Here is an 18,524-nt window from a genome sequence, read left to right as displayed (position 1 = left end):
GCTTGAGTGCGCTTTTGCTGTGGCCATGTCTGCTCCTCGCCCGATCCACGACGGTATTCCCGCCAGTCAGTTCCAGCTGCCGTCCGGCCCGTGGCGCACGGTGTTGGAGGCGCTATGCGCATGTTTCCCGAGTGTGGATGCGGCCACGTGGCGTGACCGCTTCGCGCGTGGGCGTGTGCTGGACGCGAATGCGCAGGTGCTGGATGTGTCGGCGCTGTATCGATTGGGTGCGGAGATCTATTACTTCCGCGAAGTGGCAGATGAGCCCGTCGTCGCGGCGGCGGAAACCGTGGTGCATGCCGACGCGCACGTGGTGGTGGCGTGCAAGCCGCACTTTCTGCCGGTAGTGCCCGCAGGCGTGTATGTGCGCGAGACGTTGTTGACCCGTTTGGTGCGGCGCTTCGATAACCCCGCGTTGGTGCCGCTGCACCGCATCGATCGCGACACCGCCGGATTGGTGTTGTTCTCTGCCAACCCGGCCACGCGCGGGATCTACCAGGCGCTGTTCCGCGAACGACGCATCCGCAAGCACTATCTGGCAGTGGCACCACCGCTGCCGGGGCTGAGGTTTCCGTATGTGCATCGCAGCCGGCTGGAGCCGGGCGAGCCGTTCTTCCGCATGCGCGAGGGCGTGGGTGAGCCGAACAGCGAGACGGTGATCGATGTGGTCGCGCGCGGTGCAGACACGTGGACGTATCGATTGGAGCCGGTCACCGGGCGCAAGCACCAGTTGCGCGTGCATATGGCCGCGCTGGGCGCGCCGATTCTGCATGATCGTTTCTATCCACAGCTGGAAGATCAGCGGCCCGATGATCCGGAGCGGCCGCTGCAATTGTTCGCGCACACGTTGGCATTCGATGACCCGATCACTGGTGAGCCTCGGCGCTTCACCGCGACGATCGAACCGACAAAATCGGCTTGAGACGCAAGCCTGTGCTTCGCTAAAAAATCAGGCGAAATATCTGGTTTTCAGATATCCGAAAAAGCGCGCTACGGTGGCTTTGCGGACACCCCGTCCGCTCACGTCGAGGACGGACGCCATGACCACTTCGAAAGCCCTTATGACCAATACTCAGCAGCGCGTGCGGCCAGCGGCAAAAATAGAAACGCACGCAGAGTCCTTCACCTTCGGCGTCACCCTGCAGCAGATCGACCAGTTCCATACGCTGCTGCGCACGATCACTGCGCAGAGCGACATGGTGGCGGTGTGCAGCGGCAAGCCGCTGGATGCCACCAGTCTGTCGGTTCTGGGCGAGAGCATCTTCAATGCCGCCCGCGCGGTGCGCGGTGTAGTCGACGAGATCTACGAGCAGCGGCTCGGTAGCGACGGTGTTGATCCGGCATCGCACGCAATGCAGCGCCAGGCGTAAGTCTTCCCTCCGCGCCGCACCTACGATCGCGCCCACGCTCCTGCTGCATGTCCATGCTAGCGTTCCGCTGCCGAGAGCAGGCTGGCCGAAGGAGCGGGGCATGCGGGTCGATCCAATGCGCGACGGTGTTGCGGTTGCTGGCGGCAGGCCGGTCGCCCGCGTGGCGTGGGGGCTGCTGTGGCTTGCGCTGGCCGCGCTCGCGGCCGAGTTCGTGCGCCACGTGTACCTGAAGTACGCCGCGCTGGAGTCGCCGGCATACGCCATGTTCCTGACCCGGCGCGGCTGGCTGTGGTGCCACCTGGGTGGCGGTGCCGCCGGCATCGCCCTGGGCACGTTGCAGTTCGCCACGCAAGGCTGGCGCAGGCACGCATGGGTGCACCGCTGGGTTGGGCGTGCGTATTTCGTTGGCATGTTGGTGGCGATGCTTGGCGCCACCGGGTTGATCGCCACCTCGCCTGCGCCGATGGCGATCCGCGTGGCCTTCGCAGCGACGGAAGCGGCGTGGCTGGTGGCGGCGTCCGTGGGCCTGGTGGCCATCCGTCGCGGGCGGGTTGGCCGGCACCGACGCTGGATGGTGCGGGCGTATCTGGTGACGCTGGCGCCGGTGGTATTTCGCGTCGCGCTCTATGCGGCAGTGGGGGCCGGCATTGCGCCCTCGCCGGGCGCGATCGCGGCGCTGCTATGGGCCAGTTGGGCGGTGCCGCTGCTGATCCACAAGGTGGGGAGCGCCATCGCCAACGCAGCGCGCCGGCACGTGCGGCTGTCCGCAGCCCCGGCGGGTGCCGGCGTCGGAATCGACGCTCGCTGAGGCCTGACACGCAGCGCAACCAGCCAATGCAGCGCGCGTCGTGGACCAGGCGGCAACTGCCGCTCTACAGACAGGTGCCCCCTCGACCGACTCGGAAGGAAACCAGCGTTCCCTGCGCATCGAACGTCAGCGAAATCATGGTGAACGTGGTTGCGCAGGGAAAATGCGGCCACCGCGTTCGCACGGGGGCGGCCATGAGCGTGGGGCCCATGCCCATGGCGGTACGCAGCGCATTGCGCTCCGCCCAAGCCAGTACCTGCGTTTGCGACATGCCTGGTGTTAGTTCCCGCTCGGCTTTGTCGCGCCAGTACGTCTGCTGCCGTTGCTCGGCCGGGCTTGCCGTGCAGCGGTAGCCGCCCAGTGCGACCAGCAGCAGGACAATACCGATGCCTAGCCACACCCTGCGCCTGCGTCGCCTTGCGCGATCGCGCGGGCGCAGGGTGTGTGGTTGCAATGGGTCGCGCATCGGTGGCGTGTGCCTGCGCTCAACGCACCTTGTACAACACCGCCGCGCCCGGCCTGGGCTCGAACATCGGCACGGTCTGCTGCTTGAGCGCGGTGCCCTTGGCGTCCCACACCAGCGTCTCGGCGGGGTATTCCTCGTTGCGGGTCATGGTATCGATCTGCTTGACGATCACCGTCTTGCCGGCGGGCACTTCCGGGTTCCAGGCGAACACGCCCAGGCGGCCGTAGAACACCGCCGGTGCAGCGGCATCCAGGCGGCGGTCCGGGCACATGACCAAGCCGCGTTCCAGCATCACCCGCAGCGCGCCCACGGGCACGGCCTTGACGGTGGGCGCAGTGCGGTCGGTGCTGTGGCCGGGGCAGACATTGGCCGAGCGGGTGAGCATGTCCTCGACCACCTGGCGGTCGGACTGGGCCAGCGCCGGCAGCGCGGCGGTGGACAGGGCAAGTACGGCGAGGGCGGATTTCCAGGGCATCTGACAACTCCTCATGAGATGACACTCCAATACGGCAGCCCTGCAGGCGGGCTGCTGCCAGTGACGCGCCCGGATGCTAGCAATCCCCGCGTTAAGCGCTGCCAATGGTTGGCGCCGCTTCCAGGCGGGCGCGCTTGAGCGGCAATCGGCCGCCACCGCCGGCCCGCCAACCCCGCACGGGCCGGCTGGCGCGTAATGCAACGGCCGCTGACGCCCATCGCCGCTGTCAGGAGACTCCTGATTGAGCGGAGGCGACGACGCGGATAGCGTGCGCGCTATCACACCGTTGGACTGCTTTATGGAACGCGCCGACCTCATTGCATCACTGCTCACCGGCATGCGGCGTGCCGAAGACTTCCGCGCGCACGGGGCGGCCTACAACACCGCGCACAGCCAGCAGATGGCAGTCGACCACGGCAAGGCCGCCGATGCCGAGCTGGTGCTGTCGCTGTTCGCCTTCACGCCGGAGCACCTCAAGCTGCTGGGCAGCACCGGCATCGAGAACCTGGGCGAGATCGTCTGCCACGCCTGGGCGTTGAACGGCGGCAACAACGAGGCGCTGATTGGCTGGTTCCGCAAGCCCATGAACGCGCTGGACGGGCAGACGCCGGCCGCGCTGGTCCGCAGCGGCAGCCTGAAGGTGCTGCTGCTGGTGCTCAGGCAGCAGCTGGAGTGGGAATTGCCCAAGCGCTCGGCCTGAGCATCGGGGCCGGTGACGCCGCGCCCTGGCGTGCCGGTGGCCGGCACGCCGGTTGGCAGCGCCGGCCGTGCATCGGCGCGCTACTGCTTGGGCCGCGCCACGGCGTACATCTCCCAGGCAATCTTCTTCATCAAGGCGTTGCTGTCCTCGCCTTCCTTGTACAGGTCGAAGTGGGTGCGGCCTTCCAGATAGCGGAAGTCGCTTTTTGCGCCCAGGCCGTCCAGCACCACCTGGAACTTGCGCGCGGCCCCATCCAGGTAGAACGTGTCGGCGGTGCCGACGATCAGGTGGATCTTGCCGTCCAGATCCGGCTTGAGCGTGGGCCACTGCGCGGCCACGCGCGCGGCGATGTCGTAGTGCGTGCGCCAGTAGGCCACCACGGCCGGGTCCACCTTGCCGGTGTCGCGGTCGAACATCGGCACCGGGCGGCCGTCGGGCCCGCGCGGTGAGAACACCCAGTCGAACGAGGTCATCTGCCCGCCGTAGGGGCCTAACACGCGTTCGAGCTTGGCGAAGGTTTCCAGGTCGGCCACCACCTTGCCCTGGTCGCGGATCAGCGGGAACTGGCTGCCGTCCGGGCGCCGGTAGACGTTGGCATTGGGCGCGTACAGATCCGGCCCGGTGAAGTCGTGGAAGTCGCTCGAATCGGGCGAGGTGGACCAGGTGCCGCCGAACAGCTTGGGGTAGCGCGTCTGCAGCCACAACGTGGCCCAGCCGCCGGACGAATGCCCGTTGAGGAACCGGCCCTTGGCGTTGCCGTCCATCTTGTATTTCCGTTCGAGCGCGGGGATCAGCTCTTCGGTCAGCGCGGTGCCCCAGGGGCCGTTGTTGACCGAATCGGCGAACTCGTGGGTGCCGGTGGGCGTGGACTGGTCCAGGAACACCCAGATCATCGGCGGCATCTGCTTGGCCGCCATCGCGCTCCAGGTGGCGGCGATGCTGCCGGCAAAGCGGTTGTAGTTGCCGCCGAAGCCGTGGGTGACATACACGGTGGGGTAGCGGGTGGAGGCCTTGGCGTCGTAGCCGGGTGGGGTGAGCACGCGGGCGCGCAGCGACACCGGCCGGCCCCAGAACGCGCTCAGCGACGGGCTGACCAGCGAGGCGTCCGCGCTATGCAGCCTGGCCTCCGGGATGGCGTCGCGGATCGCCTGCGGCGCTCGCGGCGACACCTGCCACGGGTCGTCCGACGCGGGCACCTGCTTGCTGAGCGTCAGCGTGGGCAACGGCTTGCCCTTGCCCTGCGTCACCGCGGTGACCTCGCTCAACAGGTCGCCGCCATCGCGGCCGGCATAGCTGTAACTGTGGTCCGGATCCAGCACGGCCTGGAACAGGTACTCGCCGGCCGGCAGTGCGGAAAAACCGCTGGGGAAGGCGATGTTGTCCAGGTCGATCTCGACGCTGGCACCGGGGGCGAGCGCGGTCACCTCCTGCGCCGCCACCGCCACCGCGGTTGGGCGGAACGGGTTCACGCTCACTTCCTCCACCTTGCCGGCTTTGCCGTCCTTGCCATCCTTGGCCGCGGCCTGGGCATCCTTGGCCAGGGTGGCGAAGACCAGCAGGCGCCCGGACACGGGCTGGTCGCTCGCCCCGTCCAGCGTGACGCGCAGCAGGCGATGGGCCGCTGCCGGTGCGGCGGCGTGCGCGCAGCAGGCGCACAACAGGCCAACGGCCAGACCCAGGCGGGGGGCAAGACGATGCAGAGACATGCAGATCCTTGGGAACGCAGGTGGATGGAGTGGGCGCACACGGCCCTGTGCAGACTGTAGCCAGTTCCCGGCCGGCCGTGCGCCACCAACGCGAGGTCTGGTCACCGTATCCGATCTGCCCGCTCCAGCGCTCCCATCATCAACCGGACGCGACACCGACTCCGGCCGGCATCGCGAGCCACGGCATAAAGCTGGGCCAGCCCCAAGTAACCAAAACGAAAGTCAGCGTCAGTTTCATGCCGGTAAATGTCTGACAGTCAGCCAATCTGATGTCGGCTTTAGATTTCGCTTTTCCCGGTGAGGCGCACTTGCTGCGGCAGATTATGTTTGGTCTTGTGGTCAATGCGTTACGTGCGGTCTGGACGGATGTCTGTTTCGAGAAACAGACACGGTACTCGCTCCGAATTCCAAACTGCATCACGCAACGACGTCGTTGAGACGATTTGCCGGGTTTGCGAGGCCTTGGTCTTCAACGATGAACCCACCAGCGGCGTGGCCAGCTGGGTGGCGTAGGTGTGGTGCTTCCGCACAGACGCATGTCGTCATCGTACGCAATCGATCATCTGCCGCTTGGCGTTATGCACAGGTGCCATTGCGAATGTCCATTCAAGGCGCAAGCGGCAGCCGCTGCCGACACCTTGCATCACACACCAGGGAACGATCGAAATGAAACGTAAAACCAGCTATCGCGGTGCGCTTGCGGCCTGTGGCCTCTCACTCGTCGTGGCCGCGTTGTGCATGGACGCTGCCGTTGCCGCACCGGTCACCGGGACGGATACGGTCACGTTGAGCTATGTCTTTGCCACGCTGCAGACGGGCCAGCAGGATCAGAAACCCGAAGACATCGCGGCCTGTCGCAAGCAGGTTTCCGCACCGGGTTCCAAGTACCTGGGCTCGGCGGTCACCACCAAGTACTCCATCGACGTGCAGTCCAAGATGATGTCTGCGTCCTCGTCGCTGCCATCCCCGGGGGGCACGCAGCCGATGACGGTGACGATACCGCTGTCACCGTTGGGCTTGTCCGGGGAGTATGCCTTCGGTGCGTTTCGGCCGAGCGCGCTGCCCAACACCTATGTGCTGTTCTCGGTCGGGCTGGACTTTAAGGGGCCGCAGTCGTCCGTGCTGGTTCTCAACAGCGACAAGACCTACAACTGCCTGGTGACCAGCAATCCGGCGCCGTTCAAGGGAGCACTGGGTACCAAACTGGGCAAAGACCAGGGCCGCTGATGTCTGCAACCGCCGGGTAATCGATGAACGCGCCGAAGGCAGCTTCGGCTCGTTCGGCTCGGTGCTGCGGCCGTGCAGTGCAGCCCTCGCGCGGATTGCACGATGCACGTCGTCGGGAATATTGCGGACGGTGAAAGAAGGCATGTCGCCCTCGCGCAGGAATCAGGTTGCTTGCACTTCAGGAAAGTGCGAGCACTCAAACAACGTCACCCGGTATCGAAGCAGTCATCCCCGCACAAGCAGTAAGTGAAACCAGGGGCCAACCTGGCCCCACCACTCACCGATACGGCCCGGGCCCGCGCCATACCGGCTCGCCTTGCTTGTAGACCTCCATCATGTTGATGACCTCGCGGGCATCGCCGATGTCTTTGAGCTCCGGCGAGTCCGGCGGCAGCAGGCGGCATTTGCTGGAGCCGCGCTTGAGCGCGACTTCCAGCGGGCAGACCATGCGGTACTGGGTGCCGGGCAGGATGATGGCCACTTCCTTCATGCCCTGGTCGCGCCAGTTGCGCAGCTGGGTTTCGCTGCGCACTTCGTAATAGACCTGGTAGCCGCCCACATCCATGCTGGGTTGGGCGTTGTTACGGTCGCGGCGGCGGCCTTCGCTGATGGTGGGTGTGTTGGACATGCCGTCTTCGGCGGCATCGGCTTCTTCTTCGAGCATGCCGGGTGGGCGGCCGGTCCAGGTTTCGGGGCGGCGCTGCGGCGGCGACGAGGGTTCTGCCGGCGGTTGCGGCGGGGTGGGGCGCTGCACCGGTTGCGTCTGGCGCTGCTCGACCAGGCCGCCGCGGCGGGTGTTGCCTGCCGGCGGGATCGGGTTCTTGGCGGTCTTGACCAGGGTGGACTGCACCGGCGAAGCGGCCGGCGGCGGTTGCACGGGTGCTGGCGTTTGCGACGGCGGAGTCGGTGTCGGCGAGGGCGTGGGTTGCTCGGGCGTGGAGGTGTCGCCGACAAAATCCACCTTGGTGCGGCCGCCGCTGGCCGAGCCCTGCGGCGGTGTCATGGTGGGTGTGGAGGCCGACAGCAGGATCAGCAGCATCAGCACATGCAGCAGGGCGCTGATCAGCGCGGCGATCCAGGGCTCGATGCGTTCGATCAGTGGCTCGGTGCGCGGCAGCCAGTCCTGCGTCTCCAGGCGGACGTGCAACAGCTGCAGCGCGTCGTCGCGCACGCGGTAGACCAGCACATAGGGCGTTTGCTTGACCACCCATTCGCGGGTGCCGGCGACGCGGCCGGCGCGGCCGCGGCCGGGTTGCTCGGCCAGGGTGCGGGTGGCTTCCAGCACCTGCCGCGCCATCGCGGCGGCGGCGGTCGGGTTGAGCGCGTGGTAGTGATCCTGGGCGTGTGCGAGTTGCCTGGCGGCCGGGACGGTCCAGTCACGCCGCAACATCAACGCCCCATCTGGCGAACAGTGCGCTCACCTGTGCCGGCGCGGCAAAGGCGCCCTGATCCGCTGCGGCCATGCCGTCCAACACGGCCGCCTCGAAGCTGGCGGCGTCCACGACGCGAACCACGTCGTCCCATCCTGCCGTCTCGGGCAGCGTGTCGATCAGCGTGCGGGCTTCTTGCTTGATGGCGGACATGGCACTGCGGTGGGGGAACTCTGCCGGCAAGTCTACCCGTGCGGCTCCGCTTCGCGTGTGGCAATGGCTGGCGCGCGGCTGGGGCGTTCACAGGCAGTAGCCGGCAGGCCGGTCCTGCGCGAAGGTCGGTCGCCTGCCGCGATTGCCGCGCGCGGCGGTGGCCGCCCGGGCAACCCGCCTGTGCGCGCAGAAAGTGACACTTGGCACCTTGTTCGCTGCGGGGGCCGGTTTCATTCTGCGTCGGTCACCTCACCCCGCAAAGGAATCGCCATGCCCGCTGCTGCCATCGCACCGCTGACGCCGTATCTGTCGATGGCGGCCATCGCCTTGCTCTACTACCGGCGCATCCGGCGCAGCTTCGGCCGCCAGCCGTGGAAGCCGGTGAGCACCGCGGTGCGTACCGTGGTGCTGGTCATTGCGGCGGCAGCGCTGGCGTTTGCGGTGTATGGCCTGCCGCAGGTTCGGCCAGGGATCGCCGCCGGAACGCTGGTCGGCATCGGGCTGGGCGCGCTGTCGCTGCGCTACACGCATGCCGAATGGGTGGAAGGGCGCGGCTGGTATACGCCCAATCCGTGGATCGGCGGCGGCCTGACGCTGGTGCTGCTCGGGCGCCTGGCCTGGCGCTGGGCCGATGGCGCCTTCAGCGCGGGCGCGGCGGCGGCCGGCTCGCAGGCCAGCCCGATGACGCTGGGTATTGCCGCGGCGCTGGTCCTGTACTCGCTGGTGCACGTTGGCGGGCTGTGGTGGCGGCTGCGCAAGCTGCGGCTGCAGGCTGTGCAGCGCTGAGCGCGGGTGCGCTCACTGCCAGGTGGGGGAAGGCCGTTGCCTACACCTGCGAGCGGAACGGGACCACCAGCTTCTCGCCCAGCTTCTGCCGCAGCGGCCGCGTGCGCCAGCGCTCCAGCGTGTACAGCTCGGCCCGTTGCAGGTCGCGCTCGAACACCTCGGTCATCTGCGCGGCCAGGTCACGGTCGTAGACATTCAGGCTGGCCTCGTCGTTGAGGCGGAACGAGCGGATGTCGAAGTTGGTCGAGCCCACCGAGACCAGTAGGCCGTCGATGATCAGCAGCTTGGTGTGCAGCATGGTGGGCAGGAATTCGTGGATGGCGATGCCGGCCTGCAGCAGCGGCTCCCAGCTGGCCTTGGAGGCCAGCCGCACCGAGACCGCATCGATATGCTTGCCCGGCAGCAGCACGCGGATGCGCACGCCGCGCGCACGCGCTTCCAGCAGCGAGCGGGTGATCAGCGCATCCGGCACGAAGTAGGCGGCGGCCAGGTCGATGGAGCTGCGCGCCGCGGCGATGGCGATGAGATACATCAGGTGCATGCTCTCGCTGCCGCCGGCGGGCGAAGCCACGAACAGCTGCGCGTCGCTGTCGCCGGCCGGTGCCAGCTCGGGGTAGTACTCGGCGCCGTTGAGCACGCGGCCGGTGCTCTTGATCCAGTTGTCGTTGAAGGCGGCCTGCACCTGCGCCACCACCGGGCCTTCGATGCGGTAATGCGAGTCGCGCCAGTGCTCCGGGTCCTGCGCGTCGCCCATCCACTGGTCGGCCACGCCAACGCCGCCGGTGAAGCCGATGCGGCCATCGATCACCAGCAGCTTGCGATGGGTGCGGTTATTGACGCGGTGCAGGTTGTACCAGGTCAGCGGGCGGTAGCGATGCACCTCCACCCCGGCGTCGGTCATGTCCTGCACCAGCGAGGCATCCATCTTCAGGCTGCCGCCCCAGTCGATGGTGACGCGCACCTTGACCCCGGCACGCGCGCGCTCGGACAGCGCCTGGCTGAACTCGCGGCCGATCTCGCCAGACCAGTAGATATAGGTTTCGAAGGTGATGGTGCGTTGCGCGCTGCGGATGGCGGCCAGCATCGCCGGGAAGATCTCGCTGCCGTTGTGCAGCACCTGGATCTTGTTGCCGGGCAGGATCGCCGGACCCAGCAACACCGACATCTCGCGTTTGAACTGCGGGTCGGCGACGTCGTAGCAATGGCTGGGGATGTGCTCGAGCTTTTTCTCGGGCGTGGCGAAGTTGAGCAGCAGCAGCCCCACCACCAGCGTGGTGACGACCGTGGCCACGATGATCCATGTCATGCATCCAACTCCGGTTCCCCTGCCATCGACAGCCCCAAGCGGCCGGCATTCTGGCAAGGCGGGCGGCATGGGGGCCGTGAAGGGGGATGGGTCCGGCGTCTGCGCGTGTCCATGCCGGCCCAGGTGCTGGCCGGCACCGCGCACCGAAGGCGGTGGCAGGCCTGCTTTGCGTCAGCTCAGCGCGGGCGGATCAGGAATGCTGCCGGAACCTGCGCGGTGAGCCAGACGCCGTTGTCGGCCTGGAAGAACGGCAGGCCGTCGCGATGCATGCGCCCGGCGTCGACCTGCAACACCACTGGCTCGCCGTAGCGCTGCCCCACCGATACGGCGGTCTGCGGGTTGTCGGACAGATGCACATGGTGACGCTGGCCGGGGCGCAAGCCCTCGGCCATGATCGCTTCGAGAAAGCGCGTGGCGGTGCCGTGATACAGCACCTCGGGCGGCACCCTGGCCTCGAGCTGCAAGGCCACGGTTGGGGTGGAATGCCCCTGCACCGCGCGGATCCGCTGCCCATCGGCAGACAGCGCAAAGCGTTTCTTGTCGCTGCCGGCGACTACCGCCTGGATCAGCTCCAGATCGAGCGCGGTGCCGTGGGCCCGGGCGCCGGCAATCAACGCGTCCAGCTCGGCCCAGCCCTCCGGGTCGAGCGTGAGTCCGATCGCCTGCGGTTCGTGGCGCAGCACGAAACTGAGGAACTTGCTGATGTCGGTATGGTGCTTGCTCATGCGGCGGCGCCTGAAGCGTCCTTGCGGCCAGTGATGCCGGCAATGTTGACCCATCCAGGTGGCCAACGCGCGTGTTGGAGCCGTGGTGCCCGGCGGTGCCGGGACTGGTGCCGTATGACCCGGGGCATCGACAGATTGCCCCCGGGCTGCGTGCATTCATCGAGACGCTCAGGCAGGTGCTGCCGTAGCGAGTGCCGGGCGTCACTGGCAGAAACCAGCAGTTGCGCGGTTGCCCACGGCCGCAAGCGACACACCGACGACCGTCGGAAGCGGACTGAAGCGCGCGCCGCTGCGGGCCGTTGCCAAGCCTGTATATGCGCCGAAATGCTTACATGCGTCACACAAGCACGCACCTATACTTCCGGGGTGTCCCACCCACAAGGTTCTGACTGCATGAGCGCACCCCCAACGTCTCCGATCGCCGCCGGTTCTGGCGCAGCCCCCGGTAGCCTTCGCCGTTCGGTGTCCAACACGCTCAAGGGATCGGCCGGCAATCTGGTCGAGTGGTACGACGTCTACGTCTACTCGGTGTTTGCCACCTACTTCGAATCGCAGTTCTTCTCCAAGGAAGACAAGAACGCCACGATGTTCGTGTGGGCGATCTTTGCGATGACCTTTTTGATGCGCCCGATCGGTGCGTGGTACTTCGGCCGCTTCGCCGACCGCTACGGCCGCCGCCTGGCGTTGACCATCTCGGTGTCGATGATGGCGCTGTGCTCGTTCGTCATCGCGGTGACGCCGACGGTGGCCACGATCGGCATCGCCGCGCCGATCATCCTGTTGCTGGCGCGCCTGCTGCAGGGCTTTGCCACCGGCGGCGAGTACGGCACCAGCGCCACCTACATGTCCGAGGCGGCGATTCCCGGCCGGCGCGGGTTCCTGTCCTCGTTCCATTACGTCACGCTGGTCGGCGGGCACGTGCTGGCGCAGACCACCTTGCTGGTGATGCTGCATTTCTTCGATGCGCCGCAGGTGTCCGAGTGGGGCTGGCGCGTGGCGTTCGGCCTGGGCGGCATCGGTGCGTTGGTGGTGTTCTGGCTGCGGCAGACCATGGACGAGTCGCTGAGCTCCGAATCCATCGCCGATTCGCGCACCGGCAAGGCCAAGGCGTCGGGCTCGATGCGCGAGCTGTTCGTCAACCAGTGGCGCCCGCTGCTGCTGTGCTTCCTGATCACCGCCGGCGGCACGATCGCGTTCTACACCTATTCGGTCACCGGGCCGAAGATGATCCAGACCGCGTTCGCCGGTGGCGACGTGATGGCCGGTACCATCATCAACCTGGTCGCGCTGACGGTGCTGATGCTGATGCAGCCGGTTGGCGGCTGGTTGTCAGATATCGTGGGGCGCAAGAGCCTGCTGGTGTTCTTCGGCATCGGCGGGGTGCTCTACACCTGGTTCCTGGTGATGGAGCTGCCCAAGCAGACCGACTGGCTGACCGCGTTCGCGATCCTCACCGTGGGCTTTGTGATCCTGACCGGCTACACCTCGATCAATGCGGTGGTGAAGGCGGAGCTGTTCCCCACCCATGTGCGCGCGCTGGGCGTGGGCCTGGGCTATGCGTTGGCGAACTCCGCCTTTGGCGGCACCGCGCCGCTGCTGTACCAGGCCTCGTTGAAGACCGGCCACGTCAGCGAGTTCGTGATCTACGCCACGGCAGTGATCGCGGTGTCGTTGGTGGTCTACATGTTCTTCCTGACCAACAAGGGCAGCAACTGGCTGGACGACGAAGCAGCGATGCATCAGCGCAAGCGCTGATCTGCTTTGCCCTTCTCCCGTCGGGAGAAGGGCCCCGAAGGGGCGGATGCGGGGCGCCTCCGGTGACTGGCACGCCGACCGTGGTAAGCGCGTCGCCACGCGCCGCAAGGTGAAGCATCGATCCTGCGGTCGTGGATTGGTACACGACCCCTCACCCCAACCCGCACCGCGCCCCGGCCCGCGCCAGCAGCGCAGGCGCTCCAAGGCACGCGCGCCAGTGGCGCGCAGGCAGTGCCTTATCGCCCCGCAGGGAGATGGGCTAAGGACGACTCAGTATCGGCGTTTGCCTGGGTATGCAGCGCCGTCTGCGCAAACACGCTGTAACGCAAGCCGATCAACCCCAGCAGCGCCTCATCGCGATGCGCACCCGCCGGCACCTTGCCGACGCGCGCCAGCGACGCATCCAGCCGCGCACGCAGCGCATCCGGCGCAGGCAGCGGGCGCTTGTGCGCGATCTGTTGCCGGTAGTGCGCGGCAACATCGGCCAGGATCGCGTTCACGGCCTCAACGCTCGGCTGCGGCAAACCATGCCGCGCGCTGCGCAGTTGCAGGATGTTCAAGCCCACGCGCACTTCGTTGAGCATATCCACCGAGGCCAGCTCGCTGCCTTCCGGGGTCAATGCCAGCCGGGGCGCGAGCAGGCCAAGCAGGTCCAGCATGCGGGCAGCAAAGTGCTGCCGGTCCTGCGCGCCGCGGCCCTCGGCGGCATCGGCCAGCGTGCGCCAGCCCTGGCGCACCAGCCGGCGCGCGCTCCATTCGGCACCCACCGAGCGGAACAAGCGCGTCAGCACCACGGCAAATCCAATCCCCAGCACCATCGCCACCGCCGCGTTGACGAAGCTCTGGATATTGGCGTTGTAGGTGTTCTGCAGGCTCAGCAGCGCGGTGAGGTTCACCACCAGCGGCAGCGCGATCAGCATGGTCTTGGGGCGATGCAGCAACGCGCCGATCGGCAGGAACACCGCCGCCAGCACCAACACCAGCATCGGGAAATCGTGGATGGCCGGGAAGATGCCGAACAGATAGATGCCGGCGACCACGCTGGCCACCACCGCCCAGGTCAGGAACGACAGCATGCTCGGCGCCGGGTCGTCCTGCGCGGCGAAGAATGCGGCAGTCACCGCCGCCATCATCGCGCCGTTGCCGCCGCCTTCCCAGCCGATGCCGATCCACAGCACGCAGTACGCCATCAACGCAAAGCCCGCGCTGAGGGCGGAAAACGCGGCCATGCCGAAATCGATATGGCGGGGGGTGCTGGCCGCTGCCGGCGCATCGGTTGTGTTGCGCGGTGACCAGGTCAGCCGCTGCAGCAACGAGGATTGCGTGCGCGAACGCACAGTAGGTTCGCTGTGTTCAGTGTCAGCCCGTTCGGATGATTCCGCCGTTGCAGCTTGTCTCGCCGCAGCCGGCATCGCGCGCAGCACCGGCGTCGCCGTGCCGTGCACCACTGCCCGCTGCAGCGCGCGGCAGTCCTGCCACAGGTCGAGCAGCTCTTCCAGCCGCAGCAGCAGGCTGGCCAGCAGCAGATGCTCGATGTCCTGATCCACCACCGGGCGCAGTGCGGCGATGCGTGCGCGCAAGGCGCCGACGTCTGCATCGCTGCGTGCGTCCTCGCTCTGGTCCACCCAGGCTGCGACGTCCTCCAGCAGCGTGGCGGTGGCGAGCGGCAACGCAGACCCATCGCGCTGCAACGCATCCAGCCGATCAGCCATCGACGACAGCACCGGCAGCAGCATCAGCATGCGTGCGCGCAGCTGCTCCAGCGTGGGGACGGCACCGGCATGGCGCGGGTCGTCGTGGCGCACGAAAGCGATCAAGGCCTCGAACTGCACCAGATCGGCGGCCAGCCGATTGCGCGGTGCCTGCGACGGGCCGCGCTGCAGCACCTGCCGGCACCATTGCGCGGCGTCCTGCATCCAGTTGCCGATGCGCGCGGTGAGCATCGGCTTGACCGAGGCGGGGAAGACCAGCGCGGCGAACAGCACCGCCATCACCGTGCCCAGGATGATCTCCTCGCTGCGCGCCACCACGGTGTCGAAGATGCCCTCCGGCGCGGTCACTGCCGGGAAGCCGATGAAGGCGGTGGTGTAGCCGGCCAGCAAAAACGCATAACCGCGCGGGCCGCGATTGAGCAGCGCCAGGAACAGGCAGGCCGACAGCCACAACGCCATCGCCGCACTGAGCAGCAGCGGCGTTTCCACCAGGTTCGGCAGCATCACCAGGGTGGCCGCGCCGGCCAGCAAGGTGCCGAGCACGCGGTACACGCCCTTGGCGCGGGTGGGGCCGAGCAGCGGCTGGGAAACGATGTAGACCGTGGCCATCGCCCAGTACGGCCGCGACAGGTTGCCGGCCAGCCCCACGTACAACGCCGCGATCGAGGCGGCGAAGGTCTTGGCCGAAAACAGCCAGGCCTGGCGATCGCGCAGCAGCGCACTCATCGCGCGGCAGTCGGGTCGGTGCGGCCGGCGGCCGCTTCCCAGCCGCCGCCCAGCGCCAGGAACAGCTGCAGTTGATCCTGCGAGACCTGCGCCTGCGCATTGGCCAGCGTCATGTCGGCGGTGGCCAGCGTGCGCTCGGCATCCAGGCTGGACAGATACGGCGTGCGCCCGCCCTGGTACAAACGCCGGTTCTGCGCCGACGCCAGGTCGGCCTGTTGCTGCGCCTGTTCCAGCAGATGCAGGCGGTCCAGATCCTGCGCGTAACGCGACAAGGCGGTCTGCACCTCGCGCAGCGCCTGCAGCACGGTGTTGTCGAACTGCGCCAGCGCCGCGTCCGCGCCGGCTTCGGTGGCGCGCACGCGCGCACGCGCACCGCCGGATGGCAGCGTCCACGAGATCAGCGGGCCGAACGACCAGGCATGCGTGGCCGGCTCGCCGAAGTCGGCCAGCAGGCCGGTGGCACCGATCGAGCCGCCCAGACGGATATCCGGATACAGCTCGGCGGTGGCCACGCCGATGCGCGCGGTGGCCGCCGCCAGCCGGCGTTCGGCCTGGCGCACATCCGGGCGACGCGCCAGCAGCGCGCGGCCGTCGCCGATCGGAATCGGCCGCTGCAGGGCCGGCGCGTGCGCGCAGCTGTCCACACCGGCCGGCACCTCGCCGGGGGTCTTGCCGAGCAGCGCGGCCAGTTGGTAACCGGCGGCCTGGCGGCGCGCGCGCAGCGGCGGCAGCGCCGCTTCCAGCATCGCCACCTGCGCGGTGGCGCGGGCCAGATCGGGCGGGGTGCCGCGGCCGGCAGCGATCAGGCGCTGGGTGATGTCGCGGCTGCGCTGCTGCAACTGCAGCGAATGCTCGGCCACGTGCAGCTCGTGGTTGGCGTGGCAGATCTCCACGTAGCTGCCGGCCACCTGCGCGGCCACGTTGACGCGCGCCAGGTCGATCGCGGCCTGGGCGACCTGCGTGTCGGCCTGCGCGGCCTCGGCGCCGCGTTGCAGCTTGCCGAACAGATCGAACTGATACGACACCCCGAACTTGCCGTCGGCCAGGTTGAACACCGGCAGCTTTTCCTGCTGCAGGAAGGCCTCGGCCGAGACCTGCGCGCGGCTGACGCCGGCCTCCACCTCGTAATCGAAACCGCCCGCGTCCAGCGCCTGTTCGTACACCGCCGCGGCGCGGCGCAGGTTGGCACCGGCTACCTTCAACTCGACGTTGTCGCGCAAGGCCTGTTCGATCAGGCCATCCAGCATCGGGTCCTGGTACAGCGCCCACCAGCGTGCCGGCAGCGGTGCGCCGGCCTGCACCTGGTCGTTGCCGGTGTCGCCAAACGCGGCATTGGCGGCCGGGCGCTGGTAGGCCGACTCCGCCGGCACCGCGTAGTTCGGGCCGACCGTGGTGCAGGCGCTCAATGCGGCCAGCAGCGTGGCCAGTCCCAGGGGACGCAATCCGGTGCGGTTCATGGCGCGGCCTTGGCCGGCACGCGGGCAGGCGCGCTGGCGGCGTCGCGCACGGCGTCCGGCAGGATGGTCACGGTGGCGGTGCGCCCGGCGATCAGCTGCACGTGCGCCGGCACCCGATCCAGCACGATGCGCACCGGGATGCGCTGCGCCAGCCGCACCCAGTCGAATGCCGGCGTGACGTTGGGCAAGGCGCCGGCGCTGCCGCTGCGGTAACGGTCCTCGATACCGGCGGCGATGCTCTGCACATGCCCATGCAAGGTGGCCGGCTCGCCCATCAGGTGCACGTCCACGCGCTGGCCGGCATGCACGCCCTGCAGGCGGGTCTCTTCGAAATAGCCATCGACGCGGAACGAGCCGGTATCCAGCACCGCCACCACCGGGCGCCCGGCGCTGACGTAATCGCCCACGCGCACGGTGCGGTCGCTGACATGGCCGTCGGCCGGGCTGCGCACCTGCGTGCGGTCCAGGTTGAGCTGGGCCAGGTCCACCGCCGATTGCGCGGTGGCCACCGCCGCCTGCGCCTTCTGCACATTGGAGCGGCGTACCTCGGCATCTTCGGCGGCGACCAGGTCCTGCAGGCTGCGGTCGCGCGCGATCTCGCGGCGCAACTGGCTCAAGGTGGCCTGGCGCTCGGCCAGCGCGGCGCGCGCCTGCTCCAGCGCGATCGCATAGCGCGCACGGTCCACCACGAACAGCAATTGCCCGCGCCGCACCGCCTGGTTGTCGGCCACCGCTACTTCCTCCACCAGCCCGGACACATCCGGCGCCACCTGCACCACATCGGCGCCCACGTGCGCATCGCGCGTCCACGGCGCTTCCATGTAATAACGCCACAGGTGCTGCAGCACCACGGCTGCCACCACCACCATTGCCAGGGTCAACAGCGCCGGCCCCGCGTTCTTGATCAGCTTTTTCACGATTGCATCCAACGGGTAAGGGAAAACAGGCCGCCCAGCAGCGCGATGTACAGCGCCAGGTTGAACAGCGCCGGGTGCCAGATATGCCGGTACGCACCGGCCCGGGTCAGCAGCGCGCCGATGGCGCTGTTGAGCAGGTAGGCCAGCGTCATCAACGCCAGCAAGGTGGGAACGAACACACCGTAGAGACTGAATTCGCCGTACATCGGGCACATCCTGGGCAAGGGGGAACAACCACGTCCGGCGCCGTGCGCAATGCGCACCGGGCCTTCCGGAACGTCACAACCTGCGTCGCAGCGCGACGCCCGACAGCGGGCTCAGTCGGACTGACTCAGCCGCGCGTGCGCCTGCGCGATCTGCTCCCACAAGGTCAGCACCACCTGCACCTGCGCCTCGCTGAGCGCGCCGAACACCTCCGCGCGCAGCGCATCCAGGCGGATCTCGATGCGCCCGACCAGCGCCTGGCCTGCGTCGGTCAGCCACAGCTGGTTGGCGCGGCGGTCGCTGCTGTCGGCCTCGCGGCGTACCAGCGCCTGCGCGCACAGCTTGTCCAGCAGCCGCACCAGGGAAGGGCCTTCCATGCCCAGTTGCTGGGCCAGCGCCACCTGGCGGATGCCGCCGCCGGAGCGGCCGATCATCAACAACGGCCCGGTGCAGGCACTGGACAGCCCGAATTCGGCAAATGCCTGGTCGGCCAGCCGCTGCCACTGGCGGGCGGCGACCAGCAGGCCGGAGCTGAGCTGGGCGCGGGAAGAGAGAACGCTGTTCGTCATAATAGATAGGATGCTATCAATTCAACAATGAA

The 18,524-nt window shown here is 67.9% G+C and carries 18 protein-coding genes and 2 pseudogenes; 7 read left to right on the top strand and 13 right to left on the bottom strand.

The annotated features are described in order from the left end of the window. Positions 1-25 precede the first annotated feature (25 nt). From ACCQ04_RS20320 to ACCQ04_RS20310, 3 genes and pseudogenes are all read left to right on the top strand, one after another. Positions 26-922 carry a pseudouridine synthase gene (locus ACCQ04_RS20320; RefSeq protein ID WP_226428068.1) on the top strand — a complete coding sequence of 299 codons (897 nt, stop codon included), beginning with the start codon at positions 26-28 and terminating at the stop codon, positions 920-922. A gap of 118 nt (positions 923-1,040) precedes the next feature. Beyond that, on the top strand, positions 1,041-1,370 hold the full coding sequence (locus ACCQ04_RS20315; RefSeq protein ID WP_046345163.1) for a hypothetical protein: 330 nt from the start codon (positions 1,041-1,043) through the stop codon (positions 1,368-1,370). Between the two features lie 115 nt (positions 1,371-1,485). Beyond that, a pseudogene (locus ACCQ04_RS20310) lies at positions 1,486-2,185 on the top strand (DUF2306 domain-containing protein). Positions 2,186-2,242: 57 nt separating this feature from the next. Here the strand turns inward: ACCQ04_RS20310 and ACCQ04_RS20305 are convergent. Both ACCQ04_RS20305 and ACCQ04_RS20300 read right to left on the bottom strand, forming a co-directional pair. Then, the gene (locus tag ACCQ04_RS20305; RefSeq protein ID WP_047126556.1) at positions 2,243-2,578 is read right to left on the bottom strand and encodes a hypothetical protein; all 336 of its coding nucleotides are present in this window, start codon (positions 2,576-2,578) and stop codon (positions 2,243-2,245) included. 85 nt (positions 2,579-2,663) lie between these two features. After that, a complete protein-coding gene (locus tag ACCQ04_RS20300; protein ID WP_226428067.1) occupies positions 2,664-3,119 on the bottom strand; it encodes a hypothetical protein in 456 nt (151 codons plus the stop codon). 298 nt (positions 3,120-3,417) lie between these two features. Between ACCQ04_RS20300 and ACCQ04_RS20295 the strand changes: the two genes are divergently transcribed. Continuing rightward, entirely contained in the window at positions 3,418-3,819 is a 402-nt protein-coding gene (locus tag ACCQ04_RS20295; protein WP_065033331.1) for an antitoxin Xre/MbcA/ParS toxin-binding domain-containing protein, read from the top strand. An 80-nt stretch (positions 3,820-3,899) separates the two neighbouring features. Here ACCQ04_RS20295 and ACCQ04_RS20290 read toward each other — a convergent pair whose 3' ends face one another. Further along, positions 3,900-5,525, bottom strand: coding sequence for an alpha/beta hydrolase (locus tag ACCQ04_RS20290; protein WP_226428066.1), 1,626 nt, complete (start codon positions 5,523-5,525; stop codon positions 3,900-3,902). Positions 5,526-6,191: 666 nt separating this feature from the next. Here ACCQ04_RS20290 and ACCQ04_RS20285 point away from each other — a divergent pair. Continuing rightward, on the top strand, positions 6,192-6,752 hold the full coding sequence (locus tag ACCQ04_RS20285; RefSeq protein WP_184551203.1) for a hypothetical protein: 561 nt from the start codon (positions 6,192-6,194) through the stop codon (positions 6,750-6,752). A 96-nt stretch (positions 6,753-6,848) separates the two neighbouring features. Here the strand turns inward: ACCQ04_RS20285 and ACCQ04_RS20280 are convergent. The 3 genes and pseudogenes from ACCQ04_RS20280 to ACCQ04_RS20270 all read right to left on the bottom strand — a co-directional run. Next, a pseudogene (locus ACCQ04_RS20280) lies at positions 6,849-6,896 on the bottom strand (FitA-like ribbon-helix-helix domain-containing protein); the annotation flags it as partial. A 133-nt stretch (positions 6,897-7,029) separates the two neighbouring features. Beyond that, complete coding sequence (locus tag ACCQ04_RS20275) at positions 7,030-8,142, bottom strand: type II toxin-antitoxin system RelE/ParE family toxin (RefSeq protein ID WP_016902162.1); 1,113 nt, start codon at positions 8,140-8,142, stop codon at positions 7,030-7,032. Next, entirely contained in the window at positions 8,129-8,335 is a 207-nt protein-coding gene (locus ACCQ04_RS20270) for a hypothetical protein (RefSeq protein WP_016902163.1), read from the bottom strand. Before ACCQ04_RS20270 ends, ACCQ04_RS20275 begins: the two co-directional genes overlap by 14 nt. 270 nt (positions 8,336-8,605) lie before the next feature. On the opposite strand from ACCQ04_RS20270, the gene ACCQ04_RS20265 reads away from it, so the two are divergent. Beyond that, the gene (locus ACCQ04_RS20265; RefSeq protein WP_226428065.1) at positions 8,606-9,121 is read left to right on the top strand and encodes a CcdC protein domain-containing protein; all 516 of its coding nucleotides are present in this window, start codon (positions 8,606-8,608) and stop codon (positions 9,119-9,121) included. A gap of 40 nt (positions 9,122-9,161) precedes the next feature. On the opposite strand, the gene ACCQ04_RS20260 is transcribed toward ACCQ04_RS20265, so the two are convergent. After that, complete coding sequence (locus ACCQ04_RS20260) at positions 9,162-10,427, bottom strand: phospholipase D-like domain-containing protein (RefSeq protein WP_054591711.1); 1,266 nt, start codon at positions 10,425-10,427, stop codon at positions 9,162-9,164. Positions 10,428-10,603: 176 nt separating this feature from the next. Continuing rightward, complete coding sequence (locus tag ACCQ04_RS20255) at positions 10,604-11,152, bottom strand: RNA 2'-phosphotransferase (RefSeq protein ID WP_226428064.1); 549 nt, start codon at positions 11,150-11,152, stop codon at positions 10,604-10,606. Positions 11,153-11,545: 393 nt separating this feature from the next. Between ACCQ04_RS20255 and ACCQ04_RS20250 the strand changes: the two genes are divergently transcribed. Further along, positions 11,546-12,907: an MFS transporter gene (locus ACCQ04_RS20250; protein WP_024939637.1), complete on the top strand. Its 1,362-nt coding sequence runs from the start codon at positions 11,546-11,548 to the stop codon at positions 12,905-12,907. A 236-nt stretch (positions 12,908-13,143) separates the two neighbouring features. On the opposite strand, the gene ACCQ04_RS20245 is transcribed toward ACCQ04_RS20250, so the two are convergent. The 5 genes from ACCQ04_RS20245 to ACCQ04_RS20225 all read right to left on the bottom strand — a co-directional run bounded on the left by ACCQ04_RS20245 (position 13,144) and on the right by ACCQ04_RS20225 (position 18,492). Next, positions 13,144-15,345, bottom strand: coding sequence for an FUSC family protein (locus ACCQ04_RS20245; RefSeq protein ID WP_226428063.1), 2,202 nt, complete (start codon positions 15,343-15,345; stop codon positions 13,144-13,146). Continuing rightward, positions 15,342-16,802, bottom strand: a complete 1,461-nt coding sequence (locus tag ACCQ04_RS20240; protein ID WP_126966931.1) for an efflux transporter outer membrane subunit — start codon at positions 16,800-16,802, stop codon at positions 15,342-15,344. Before ACCQ04_RS20240 ends, ACCQ04_RS20245 begins: the two co-directional genes overlap by 4 nt. Next, positions 16,799-17,719 (bottom strand): efflux RND transporter periplasmic adaptor subunit, encoded by a 921-nt coding sequence (locus ACCQ04_RS20235; protein WP_180970689.1) that lies wholly within the window; start codon positions 17,717-17,719, stop codon positions 16,799-16,801. The genes ACCQ04_RS20240 and ACCQ04_RS20235 overlap by 4 nt, the downstream gene beginning before the upstream one ends. After that, positions 17,716-17,934: a DUF1656 domain-containing protein gene (locus tag ACCQ04_RS20230; RefSeq protein ID WP_024939640.1), complete on the bottom strand. Its 219-nt coding sequence runs from the start codon at positions 17,932-17,934 to the stop codon at positions 17,716-17,718. Before ACCQ04_RS20230 ends, ACCQ04_RS20235 begins: the two co-directional genes overlap by 4 nt. Before the next feature lie 102 nt (positions 17,935-18,036). Beyond that, the gene (locus tag ACCQ04_RS20225) at positions 18,037-18,492 is read right to left on the bottom strand and encodes a MarR family winged helix-turn-helix transcriptional regulator (protein WP_226428062.1); all 456 of its coding nucleotides are present in this window, start codon (positions 18,490-18,492) and stop codon (positions 18,037-18,039) included. Between the last annotated feature and the right edge of the window lie 32 nt (positions 18,493-18,524).

This window comes from Xanthomonas sp. NCPPB 2866, assembly GCF_041475745.2.
GTDB lineage: Bacteria > Pseudomonadota > Gammaproteobacteria > Xanthomonadales > Xanthomonadaceae > Xanthomonas > Xanthomonas arboricola.
This window is presented reverse-complemented; position numbering and strand designations above follow the sequence as displayed.

Coding starts and splice junctions, on each gene's coding strand:
- ACCQ04_RS20245 (WP_226428063.1), bottom strand. CDS start 15,345: ATGAGTGCGCTGCTGCGCGATCGCCAGGCCTGGCTGTTTTCGGCCAAG.
- ACCQ04_RS20270 (WP_016902163.1), bottom strand. CDS start 8,335: ATGTCCGCCATCAAGCAAGAAGCCCGCACGCTGATCGACACGCTGCCC.
- ACCQ04_RS20315 (WP_046345163.1), top strand. CDS start 1,041: ATGACCACTTCGAAAGCCCTTATGACCAATACTCAGCAGCGCGTGCGG.
- ACCQ04_RS20255 (WP_226428064.1), bottom strand. CDS start 11,152: ATGAGCAAGCACCATACCGACATCAGCAAGTTCCTCAGTTTCGTGCTG.
- ACCQ04_RS20290 (WP_226428066.1), bottom strand. CDS start 5,525: ATGTCTCTGCATCGTCTTGCCCCCCGCCTGGGTCTGGCCGTTGGCCTG.
- ACCQ04_RS20265 (WP_226428065.1), top strand. CDS start 8,606: ATGCCCGCTGCTGCCATCGCACCGCTGACGCCGTATCTGTCGATGGCG.
- ACCQ04_RS20275 (WP_016902162.1), bottom strand. CDS start 8,142: ATGTTGCGGCGTGACTGGACCGTCCCGGCCGCCAGGCAACTCGCACAC.
- ACCQ04_RS20250 (WP_024939637.1), top strand. CDS start 11,546: ATGAGCGCACCCCCAACGTCTCCGATCGCCGCCGGTTCTGGCGCAGCC.
- ACCQ04_RS20230 (WP_024939640.1), bottom strand. CDS start 17,934: ATGTGCCCGATGTACGGCGAATTCAGTCTCTACGGTGTGTTCGTTCCC.
- ACCQ04_RS20300 (WP_226428067.1), bottom strand. CDS start 3,119: ATGCCCTGGAAATCCGCCCTCGCCGTACTTGCCCTGTCCACCGCCGCG.
- ACCQ04_RS20295 (WP_065033331.1), top strand. CDS start 3,418: ATGGAACGCGCCGACCTCATTGCATCACTGCTCACCGGCATGCGGCGT.
- ACCQ04_RS20240 (WP_126966931.1), bottom strand. CDS start 16,802: ATGAACCGCACCGGATTGCGTCCCCTGGGACTGGCCACGCTGCTGGCC.
- ACCQ04_RS20260 (WP_054591711.1), bottom strand. CDS start 10,427: ATGACATGGATCATCGTGGCCACGGTCGTCACCACGCTGGTGGTGGGG.
- ACCQ04_RS20320 (WP_226428068.1), top strand. CDS start 26: ATGTCTGCTCCTCGCCCGATCCACGACGGTATTCCCGCCAGTCAGTTC.
- ACCQ04_RS20225 (WP_226428062.1), bottom strand. CDS start 18,492: ATGACGAACAGCGTTCTCTCTTCCCGCGCCCAGCTCAGCTCCGGCCTG.
- ACCQ04_RS20285 (WP_184551203.1), top strand. CDS start 6,192: ATGAAACGTAAAACCAGCTATCGCGGTGCGCTTGCGGCCTGTGGCCTC.